At 57.7% G+C, this 10,101-nt stretch carries 11 protein-coding genes and 2 riboswitches; of the genes, 8 read left to right on the top strand and 3 right to left on the bottom strand.

Annotation, left to right across the window (positions count from 1 at the left end):
* The first annotated feature begins 139 nt into the window (after window positions 1-139).
* Both HMPREF2849_RS00055 and HMPREF2849_RS00050 read left to right on the top strand, forming a co-directional pair.
* Complete coding sequence (locus HMPREF2849_RS00055) at window positions 140-595, top strand: hypothetical protein (RefSeq protein ID WP_049190265.1); 456 nt, start codon at window positions 140-142, stop codon at window positions 593-595.
* 107 nt (window positions 596-702) lie between these two features.
* Window positions 703-984: a GNAT family N-acetyltransferase gene (locus HMPREF2849_RS00050; protein ID WP_042388192.1), complete on the top strand. Its 282-nt coding sequence runs from the start codon at window positions 703-705 to the stop codon at window positions 982-984.
* Window positions 985-1,084: 100 nt separating this feature from the next.
* Here the strand turns inward: HMPREF2849_RS00050 and epsC are convergent, their stop codons facing one another.
* Window positions 1,085-1,678, bottom strand: coding sequence for a serine O-acetyltransferase EpsC (gene epsC, locus HMPREF2849_RS00045; protein WP_049190263.1), 594 nt, complete (start codon window positions 1,676-1,678; stop codon window positions 1,085-1,087).
* Window positions 1,679-1,793: 115 nt separating this feature from the next.
* On the bottom strand, window positions 1,794-2,726 hold the full coding sequence (gene cysK / locus HMPREF2849_RS00040; protein WP_049173059.1) for a cysteine synthase A: 933 nt from the start codon (window positions 2,724-2,726) through the stop codon (window positions 1,794-1,796).
* A 303-nt stretch (window positions 2,727-3,029) separates the two neighbouring features.
* Window positions 3,030-3,299: riboswitch (cobalamin riboswitch) on the top strand.
* 66 nt (window positions 3,300-3,365) lie between these two features.
* Here cysK and HMPREF2849_RS00035 point away from each other — a divergent pair.
* From HMPREF2849_RS00035 to ramA, 5 genes are all read left to right on the top strand, one after another.
* A complete protein-coding gene (locus HMPREF2849_RS00035; RefSeq protein WP_083295726.1) occupies window positions 3,366-4,148 on the top strand; it encodes an energy-coupling factor ABC transporter permease in 783 nt (260 codons plus the stop codon).
* 38 nt (window positions 4,149-4,186) lie between these two features.
* Entirely contained in the window at window positions 4,187-4,564 is a 378-nt protein-coding gene (locus HMPREF2849_RS00030; protein WP_049173058.1) for an energy-coupling factor ABC transporter substrate-binding protein, read from the top strand.
* The gene (gene cbiQ, locus HMPREF2849_RS00025; RefSeq protein ID WP_070549912.1) at window positions 4,561-5,298 is read left to right on the top strand and encodes a cobalt ECF transporter T component CbiQ; all 738 of its coding nucleotides are present in this window, start codon (window positions 4,561-4,563) and stop codon (window positions 5,296-5,298) included. Before HMPREF2849_RS00030 ends, cbiQ begins: the two co-directional genes overlap by 4 nt.
* A gap of 2 nt (window positions 5,299-5,300) precedes the next feature.
* Window positions 5,301-6,125 (top strand): energy-coupling factor ABC transporter ATP-binding protein, encoded by an 825-nt coding sequence (locus tag HMPREF2849_RS00020; RefSeq protein WP_070549913.1) that lies wholly within the window; start codon window positions 5,301-5,303, stop codon window positions 6,123-6,125.
* Between the two features lie 194 nt (window positions 6,126-6,319).
* Window positions 6,320-6,577: riboswitch (cobalamin riboswitch) on the bottom strand.
* A gap of 475 nt (window positions 6,578-7,052) precedes the next feature.
* Window positions 7,053-7,889 carry an acetate metabolism transcriptional regulator RamA gene (ramA, locus tag HMPREF2849_RS00015; protein WP_005511953.1) on the top strand — a complete coding sequence of 279 codons (837 nt, stop codon included), beginning with the start codon at window positions 7,053-7,055 and terminating at the stop codon, window positions 7,887-7,889.
* Window positions 7,890-7,960: 71 nt separating this feature from the next.
* Here ramA and HMPREF2849_RS00010 read toward each other — a convergent pair whose 3' ends face one another.
* Window positions 7,961-8,560 carry a cob(I)yrinic acid a,c-diamide adenosyltransferase gene (locus tag HMPREF2849_RS00010; RefSeq protein ID WP_049173053.1) on the bottom strand — a complete coding sequence of 200 codons (600 nt, stop codon included), beginning with the start codon at window positions 8,558-8,560 and terminating at the stop codon, window positions 7,961-7,963.
* Between the two features lie 47 nt (window positions 8,561-8,607).
* Between HMPREF2849_RS00010 and murA the strand changes: the two genes are divergently transcribed.
* On the top strand, window positions 8,608-9,870 hold the full coding sequence (gene murA, locus HMPREF2849_RS00005; protein WP_224433880.1) for a UDP-N-acetylglucosamine 1-carboxyvinyltransferase: 1,263 nt from the start codon (window positions 8,608-8,610) through the stop codon (window positions 9,868-9,870).
* Window positions 9,871-10,101: the final 231 nt, after the last annotated feature.

Genomic DNA, 10,101 nt, shown 5'->3' with positions numbered 1-10,101 from the left:
GAAAATCAGACACACTTTTTGTCACTTAACCCTGTTTGTCGCGGGGATCGTCGTAAAGCACAGTGCATCGAGCCGTGCGAAAGCCTTAAAGTGGGGGAAATTAAACCGCGTACACACCCTAGCGGATAGGATGTTGTGCATGAGTAAGGAATTCGCCTCAGCAGGAACGCTGTCCCACGATAAGACGCTGCCGTGGGTCGTGCGCATCTTCGTCTACACGGATGCTGAGGGCAGCCAATCGGCTGCTGAGAAGGTTCGTGGGGTGCTCGCGGAACTGATTCCGGATCAGGAAGTCAACGTCTACGAGGATGTCATGCCCGATGTGGGGCGCACCTCTTCGCTCGCTGATTTGTGGGCGGAGGCCAACCCGGGCATGGATCCGGGGGATCGGAAGCGTTACCGCATCAGTGTGGTGGCTCCGGGGCTGTCTCACTGCGAAATGGCGGATCTGGCAGGCCCGCTCGCTGAGGCCGTCAGCCCGGGGTGGGCAGAGGGGGAGGCTGCGACTAAGGTCGCGAAGGGCGATGTCCCGTGCCGTGTCGCTGTCGGGCGTGCCGACGAGCACCCGGGCGAACCCCCGCTAGTGCAGAACTAGCCGGGATTCGGAATTAATCCGAAGCGAGAGCTGTTATCTGGGTTACATCCTAAGAGTCGTTTGCAATGACGACGCTTCACAACCATGAGAGGGAAGTGATTCCGAAAATGGCACACACTATTTCGCATGATGAGGCCGGTCAGCGCTACGTTCTCACCGTGGAGGGAGAAGAGGCCGGCTTTGCCGCTTACACCCCGGTGGAAGGTGCCCTGGACTTTGACCACACGGTTGTAGATGGCAAGTTCCGTGGACAAGGCCTGTCCAAGCCGCTTATCGCAGGCGCGTTGGATGATGTTCGGAAGAACAACCGAAAGATTCGCACCAGCTGCTCCGCTGTTGCCAACTTCGTGGAGAAAAACCCGGAATACCAGGATCTACTGGCTGACTAGTCGCTGAAGGGCAAAGAACGCACAAAGCAGCCGGCCGGCTGCTCACGATAGGAAGAGCAGCCGGCCGGCTTTTGTATGTAGAGCTAGTTTTAGGGCGGGGCTAGATGAAGTCCCCGTCACCTTGGACGTACACCGCCGGATCGCACAACGGCTTGTGCTCGTCGGGCTTGGCAGGGCGTACGCGGCCCGGAATTCCTATCACGATGGAATCGGGTGGGCAGCTGTGGGTGACCACGGAGTTGGCGCCGACTGATGAGCCTGCACCAATTGTGATGGGGCCAAGGACTTTCGCACCTGCTCCGACGGTGACGTTGTCCTCCAGGGTGGGGTGGCGTTTTACCTTCTCCAGTGAGCGGCCGCCAAGCGTCACGCCGTGGTAGAGCATGCAGCCGTCACCGATTTCTGCGGTTTCGCCAATGACGATGCCCATACCGTGGTCGATGAAGAACCTTCGGCCAATTTGAGCGCCCGGGTGAATCTCAATACCAGTCAGCCAACGGGAAAACTGTGCGAGTACTCGTGCAATGCCCTTGGAAATCCCGCCTCGTTTCCAGAGGCGGTGCGAGAATCGGTGAATCCAGATTGCGTGTAGGCCGGAGTAGACAATGGCATTTTCTACATCACTGCGCGCAGCTGGGTCGTGCGCGCGGGCATTGTCCAGATCCTCTTTGAGGATTCGGAAAAAGTCACTCATGGGCGTCAATTCTATCTGGTCGGAAGTGTGGGCAATGAAAAAACCCGCTTGCCGACGGAAAGTGCCAGCTAGCGGGCTCTGCAGAGAAGGTTACGGGCGTTTATAGCGCTTGGTCTTAGTCGCGCAGATCCTCGTACAGGATGGAGGAGACGTAGCGCTCGCCGAAGTCAGGAACAATCACGACGATGTTCTTGCCCTCGGACTCCGGGCGGGCTGCAATCTCGAGAGCAGCCTTGATGTTTGCACCGGCAGAAATGCCGCCGAGGATGCCCTCGGCTGCAGCGACCTTGCGGGAGACCTCAATAGCGTCCTCGTTGGTAACCGCAATGATCTCGTCGAGAAGCTCCTGATCGAGAACCTCTGGGACGAAGTTTGCGCCCAGACCCTGAATCTTGTGCGGGCCGGCGGTGCCCTCGGTCAGCAGCGGGGAGGCCTTCGGCTCAACGGCAACCAGCTTGATGTCCGAGTTGTGCTTCTTCAGCGTGCGACCAGCACCGGTAATGGTGCCGCCGGTGCCGACACCAGCCACGAAGTAATCAACCTTGCCGTCGGTAGCTTCCCAGATTTCTTCACCAGTGGTTGCCTCGTGGATAGCCGGGTTGGCCGGGTTGGCGAACTGGGAAGCCAGGATTGCATTGTCGGTGTTAGCCACGATTTCGTTGGCCTTATCGACAGCGCCGCGCATGCCATCCGCGCCCGGGGTGAGTACAAGCTCAGCGCCAAATGCGCGCAGAACGACGCGGCGCTCCTGGCTCATGGTGTCCGGCATAGTGAGAATGACCTTGTAACCGCGGGCTGCGCCGACCATTGCCAGCGCGATACCGGTGTTGCCCGAGGTACCCTCGACGATGGTTCCGCCCGGCTTGAGCTCGCCAGAGCGCTCGGCGGCATCGATAATTGCGTTGCCGATGCGGTCCTTGACCGAGTTGGCAGGGTTGTAAAACTCCAGCTTGGCAATCACGTTGCCCGGCAGGCCCTCGGTAACACGGTTGAGCTTAACCAGCGGGGTGTTGCCGATCAGTTCAGTGACATCGTTATAAATAGTCATTAATCTTATCCATTCCGGAAATCACAGAGGACTTCCTAATGAGTTTTCGCGTGTAGCCGTAGTGTACGCCTGATCCTGCAATTAGTACAGACCAGTTCGTCTATTTTATGGCTTGCGTAGGGAAGTGGAAGCTGTCAGTTCCGGTGTTGCCACCGTCATAGTCGCCGCGGCCGGCGTCGTCGCAGTCGCACCGCTATTGTCGCAATGCTCCTGCTCTTGCCACGTTAACGCTATCTCATTGCCTTGCTCGTCCTTACCTCCATTGTGAGGGTAAAGAGCATTAAAGTTTCTTAGAATCCACTATTCTGAGACGTGATTTACAGTGCACGGGAATGCCTTGTAAATAGGCAGCGGCCCTCGCCACTGTGATTGGGCGCGATTGCGGCCCTTATCTGCACAGCGGTTATATGCGACAACCGGAAAACGCAGACAATGGACTCAGCGATTGCGGTGCTTCGTCGAAGCCACTCAGGGGGACTCAAACCTTTGGGGAAGGAGACGAAGCATTAATAGAAGTGTGAAGCTTTCCTCAGCCCATCAGCCAGGAGACCGACTGTAAATCATCCAATTCGCGTCCGCGGATTGGCGGTCGAGCGGTGCTGTCGAGGTGAATAGCGCCGTAGAAAGATGATTTACATCATGCATATTGCTGAGGGATTTCTCCCAGTTACTCATTGCATTGGGTGGGGCGTAGCTGCCGCTCCCTTTGTCATTCACGGCGCAATTCAAGTCAAGCGCACTATGAAAGAACATCCCGGTAGCGGCATGCTGCTCGGTGCTGCCGGCGCGTTTACCTTCGTGCTTTCCGCAATCAAGATTCCATCCGTGACGGGTTCCACTTCGCACCCGACGGGTACAGGTTTTGGTGCTGTAATCTTCAAACCTCCGGTGATGGCGCTGCTTGGCTCCATCGTGTTGCTCTTCCAAGCAATCTTGCTCGCTCACGGCGGCATTACGACGCTCGGTGCGAACATCTTCTCCATGGCAATCGTCGGCCCGTGGGTCGGCTACGCCTTCTACGTATTGACTCGAAAGCTCGGCGGAGGCCTACTACCAGGTGTGTTTATGGCAGCGTTCTTGGCTGACCTCTCCACCTACGTGGTGACCTCCATGCAGCTCGCTCTTGCACACCCGGCAAACCCGGGCGGTGTCGGCGGCGCTCTGGCTACATTCCTCGGCCTGTTCGCTATCACGCAGATTCCGCTGGCGATCATCGAGGCTCTGGTCACCGTCATTCTCATGCGCACCCTGCTGGCCGTGGCACATTCTGAGCTCCTCGATCTCGGCTTCCTGTCCCGCTTCGGTGATGCGCCAGCACCGGCGCTGGAGGCGAAAGCTGCAGAAGCCACGGCTGACGCTGTTGCAGGATCTGTCACTTCGCAGAATGCGGCAGCTGCATCCGTATCTGGCCAGAAGCAGTAGCCGTCGTCAAGCGAAAAGAAGCGAAAGAGAGCACGATTATGAATGCAAAAAACAACGCGCAGATTGTCGACGCACAGGCAGCTAGCCAGCCGAAGAAGAACTCCGTGTGGGTCAGCGTTGGTCTCATTGTCCTGGTAGTCGTAATTGCCATGTTCCCGCTGTTCTTCAACTACGGGGACGACGACGCCGAGGAGCCGTTCGCCGGCACTGATGCCACCGCTACGGAGACAATTCAGGAAATCGACCCGAACTACGAGCCGTGGTTCGAGCCACTCGTCGGCGAGCTGCCGGGTGAGGTCGAGTCGGGTCTGTTCGCGCTCCAGGCCGTTATCGGTGCTGGCGTCCTGTTCTACGTTATTGGCTTCTACCGAGGGAAGGCTGCTGCGCGTTCGGACAAGCGCGAGAAAGAGCAGTGAATGCGCTAGAAGCTGCAGCGGCGCGCAGCGCTTGGGCACGCCGCAACGTGGGTGAAAAGATTCTGCTGCTCGGTGGGCTGCTGATTCTGGCGGTTGCGCTACCGCCAATTCCCTTTGCGCCTGTCATTGCGGTCATTGCTTGGTCTATTGCGTACATAGCCCGAGTGCCCCGCAAGCTGTATGTGGCAATGGTGCTGGCACCGGCGGCTTTTGTGCTCGTCGGCGCGTTTCCGCTTTTGGTAGCGCTTACTCCCGACGGTCTCGCGTGGTCGCCGGATGGCCCGCAGCGAATGGCGCAGGTTGTGATGCGTTCGTTTGCGGGTATCAGCTGCACGATGGTCTTTGCGCTGACCACTCCGATTTCGGAGCTCATTGCCTGGCTCGACAAGCACGGCTTGCCGCGATACTTGACGTACCTCGCCGAGGTGATTTACCGGATGACCGGCGTGCTGATTCACTCCGCACACTCGATGACGGAAGCGCAAGCACGACGCTTGGGACACTCCACGCGCCGGGCGATGATCCGAGATGTAGCGGCACAGTCCGCCAGCCTCTTTGTCATTGCCTTTACCCGCGCGCGCAAGATGCAAGAGGGAATCGAGCTGCGCGCCGATCCGAGCGCAATGAAAGTACTGGTGATTTCGCGGCCCAGGCAGCCGAAGTTCATCGTGATATCCAGTGCATTACTTTTGTCGTTGATTGCGGCCTGGGCGCTGCTGAAATGGGGTGTATAGGGATGTCGAGCAGCAGGAAAAATCGCGCTGATCACGTACATGGTGCCAACGGTGTCATTGTCGAAGCGGCTGCAGTTACATACGCTTACGACGAAACCCACGTTCTGAAAGGCGTGGATCTGGCAATTTCGGGTGGCGAGCGCCTAGCGCTGTTGGGGGCAAACGGTTCTGGCAAGTCCACGCTGTTGCGTATGCTCGCGGGAGCGTCTAAGCCCAATAGTGGTGAGGTTCGCCTTGACGGCACCGCCTACAAGTACTCCCGGCACGGCCGCAATACGGTCCGCCGCTCAGTACAGATGGTCACGCAGGATCCGGATGAGCAAATCTTCGCGGCTAGCGTGTTTGCAGACGTCTCTTTCGGTCCCGTCAACCTGGGGCTTAAGAACGAGGAAGTCGAGCGGCGCGTCCGGGAGGCCCTAGGTACCGCCGAAATCACCGATCTCGCCGAACGCGTTCCGCACCAGCTTTCCTATGGTCAGCGCAAGCGCGTCGCTCTCGCAGGCGCGCTGGCGATGCACCCACGTGTGTTGCTTCTCGACGAACCCTCCGCCGGCCTCGATCCGCAGGCGACCCGAAAGCTTGCACACACGCTCAATCAATTGCGCGATCAGAGCACTGCCGTCGTCGTCGCCACGCACGACATCGACTTCGCGTGGAATTTCGCCGATAGGGCAGCGGTGCTTGCCGACGGCAAACTGCGCGTCGGCGCCAAGGAAGAAATTTTGGCCGATCGACGGTTGGTCGAACATGCTCGACTGGCTTTGCCCTGGGCGCCCGTGGTCTCCAAGGCGATTGGGCGAGATGTGTGCCATCCAGAGGATGTTTAGGCGAGTGGCTTGGTTGGTGAATAGCTCATCGATATGTGCAGCTAAACCGCGCTAAAAATGAGAAAAACGCCCGCGGGCAGGGCGTAATGCCTATGAAAATAGGCCTAGAAATATAGGCGAAGCTGTCGCATTTCTTCGCTTCCATTTCACGTCACACCTGTCCGCGGGCGATCTCCGTGGCCGTGACACTTTGCAGTGCCCTCGGCGCATCAGGCAGGTATTCGGACTTTCTGGCGTGACCGACAATAAGGGGATGACGACTGCCGCAAGCTTCAATGCTTACGTGCAGATCCTTATTATCAATTTTCCTACTTTTCGCCGCTTCCCAAGGTTGAAATAACCTCAGTGCCGTTGGCGAATTTTGTTCCAGATTACCGCTGCGGGACAGTTCCGGAATTGCACCGGATTCCCTCTTGCGTTTGCTGTGCACCACCTTCGGACAACCACGTGGAGGACGTAGCATTGAAAGTGGAACTCAACAAAACCTGTTGCATGTATGACAATAGCGCACGATGCAAAATAAGCGAAGGTCTTTTTCGAAAATGTCCGCATTGGGGGTAAAACGCCGTTCATTACCCTCTGTTATTAACATTCACGCAGTTTGTTAGCGGAAAAATAGCTACCCCCTGCCTTGTATTTATTCGGCCGAGGCGGGGCTAATGACAGGATTTATCCTGGTATTTTCTTTACGTACTTGTAGAGAAACCTAGTTGTTTCCTAAGATTGTGTGACGGATGCCTTAATGCAGGTGTACCCGTTCGGAGGGTACTATCTACTTTGTACGGTTTACAGCCCCCGAAAGGGTCAGTGGCCGCTGAGCGGTAGTTGGCCATTTCGTAGGAGTGTAAGTCGGCGCGAAGTCACAGGCTGATGGTGCCTCTGTGGGTGCCAGTGAAGCAATTTGCCCGTTACGCAGGAGGACGCGAGATGGATCCCCACCGCATTCTGGACGACAATGAGGTTATTAAGTCGTCCTTGGTCGCCCTAAAGAATGCGACTGGTATTCCGGTCACAATGTATGCGGAAGTCACCGATAACTCTAAGATGCAGATCAACAACTGGGTTGGCCTGCGTACTCCGGCCCTGCAGAATCTGACTGTGGAATCGGGTGCGGGTGTCGGTGGTCGCGTGTTGGCCACGCGCCGCCCGGTGGGTGTCAGTGACTACCTGCGCGCCAAGGTTATTACCCATGAGTATGACGACAAGATTCGTGACGAAGGCCTGCACTCGCTGGTCGCCGTGCCGGTGATCGTTTCGCGTCTTGTCCGTGGCGTGCTCTACGGTGGCGTGCACTCCTCGGTGCGCCTGGGGGACAAGGTTCTTGAAGAGGTCACAATGACCGCCCGTTGCCTGGAGCAGGACCTCGCTGTCGTCGATGCCTGCCGCAACATGGATCGTTCTGGCAACGGTAAGGGCGGCCGCATCATGAATGGCGCTGAGTGGGAGCAGGTTCGTTCCACGCACTCCAAGCTGCGCATGCTCGCTAACCGTGTGGATGACGAGAAGCTGCGCCAGGAACTCGAGGTGCTCTGTGACCAGATGGTCACCCCGGTTCGCGTCAAGCAGACCACCAAGCTGTCGGCTCGTGAGCTCGATGTTCTCGCCTGTGTCGCCCTCGGTCACACCAACGTCGAGGCCGCAGAGGAAATGGGCATCGGTGCCGAGACGGTTAAGTCCTACCTCCGCTCCGTAATGCGCAAGCTGGGCGCCCATACTCGCTACGAGGCCGTCAACGCGGCCCGTCGCATCGGCGCACTGCCGTAAACCGCTTGACGACGGTTCCTTTGCGCCCAAACCCGCGGGTATTGGGGTAGTCAGTTCTGCTACTTGCTCCGCTACTTACCCCCTGCTTGCCGCTGGGCTTCGCGCTCACCACCGGGGATCCACTTAACGTCGTTTCCGTCATTGGCCACTCTCGAAAGAATAAACAACAGGTCAGACAGGCGATTGAGATACTTCGCCGGTAGGACTGAGGTGGTTTCGGGAAATTCGCGGCAGGCAGCCCATGCTGCACGCTCGGCTCGGCGAGTAATCACCCGAGCTGTGTGTAGCAGTGCTGCGGCTGGTGTGCCTCCCGGGAGGATGAAGGAATCCAGTTTCGGCAGTTGTTCATTGAATTGGTCGCACCAGTGCTCGAGTCGCTCGATGTAATCCGGCTCGATACGCAACGGCGGGTACTTCGGGTTTTCTTCAATAGGTGTTGCCAGGTCGGCTCCGGCATCAAATAGGTCATTCTGCACGTAGCGAATGACAGCCGAGATTTCGTCGTCAAGCGTGCCGAAACTGAGCGCCTGGCCGAGTGCGGCGTTGGCCTCCTCGCACGTGGCGTAGGCGATAAGGCGAGAATCATCCTTGGGAACGCGGCTGAAATCGGATAATCCAGTGGTGCCGTCGTCGCCGGTGCGAGTGTAAATGCGAGTTAGATGAACGCTCATAGCTTCAAGCCTAAGCGCGATATTGCGAAATGTGGTTGGCTGGGGGAGTGGGAAATGAGCGATTTCTGGTTAAAGGCGGAGCGACGCTAAATGGTCAGGTTCAGATTTCCGGGGCGAAGAACTCGGTTCTGAAACTGATGGGTGCGGCGCTTCTCGCCGAGGGCACGACAGTACTGACGAACTGCCCTGAAATTGACGACGTGCCATTGATGCAAAAGGTCCTCGAAGGGCTCGGCTGCTCCGTGACGCGCGAGGGCGACCGGATTGAAATCACGGTGCCCGAAGAACTCTCGCATCACGCCGATTTCGATGCCGTGCGCCAGTTCCGCGCTTCGGTCTGTGTGCTCGGGCCGCTGACGGCGCGTACCCGTAACGCGATTGTCGCACTGCCCGGTGGTGACGCTATTGGTTCCCGCCCGCTGGACATGCATCAGGCTGGCCTGGAGAAATTGGGAGCACGCACCTATATTCACCACGGTTGCGTGGTGGCTGAGGCGGGGCGACTCAAGGGGGCGAACATCAAGCTGGACTTCCCGTCCGTCGGCGCGACCGAGAATATTCTGACCGCGGCCGTACTAGCGGAAGGTACGACTGTGCTGGATAACGCCGCCCGTGAGCCCGAAATTGTCGACCTCTGCGAGATGCTCGTGGAGATGGGCGCCAAGATTTCGGGTGCGGGATCTAACACCATCACGGTTGAGGGCGTCGAGAAGCTGCACCCGACTGAGCACAAGGTCGTCGGCGACCGAATTATCGCAGGGACCTGGGCTTATGCTGCAGCGATGACCGGCGGCGATATTACGGTCGTTGGCATTAACCCTAAATACCTGCACCTTCCTCTGGAAAAACTGAAGAACGCAGGCGCTCAGGTCGAGACCTACCCGCAGGGCTTCCGCGTGCGTATGGACGGGCGTCCGCAGGGTGTGAACTACCAAACGCTGCCTTACCCTGGCTTTCCGACGGACATGCAGCCCATGGCCATTGCTCTGTCTGCGGTGTCCGAAGGGACGTCGGTGCTTACCGAGAACGTTTTTGAGTCGCGCTTCCGGTTTGTCGACGAGATGATTCGCCTCGGCACTGACGCGACTATCGATGGTCATCACGTGATGATTCGCGGAAAGGAAACGTTGAGTTCGGCACCTGTGTGGTCTTCGGACATTCGCGCCGGAGCGGGACTAGTGCTTGCTGGACTGTGCACTGAAGAAGGTGACGTCACTGAGGTGCACGATGTCTATCACATTGATCGCGGTTACCCGGGCTTCGTAGAGACACTCAATTCTCTTGGCGCATCGGTTGAACGGGTTAGCTAGTGATTGTTGGCCTCTGGTCAGTGGCTAACGGCTAAGCGCACGGTGCTAGTTAAACACGCGGTGCGGAAAACCATCGCAAGTCTTCGGTTCTGGATGCTTCAGAACCGTAGGGAGTGATTCTCCAGTGGTGGCTTGTGGTGGTTTTCTCTATTTTACCTGGGGTTTTGTGTCTTTGGTGGGGTGTGTGTAATGTATCTGGAGGTCAGCGTGGCCAGGCAGTTTATGTGTTTG

It is taken from the genome of Corynebacterium sp. HMSC073B01 (assembly GCF_001838255.1).
Lineage (GTDB): Bacteria > Actinomycetota > Actinomycetes > Mycobacteriales > Mycobacteriaceae > Corynebacterium > Corynebacterium jeikeium_D.
Note: the sequence above shows the minus strand (reverse complement) of the source record. Positions and strands in the feature narration are given on the sequence as shown.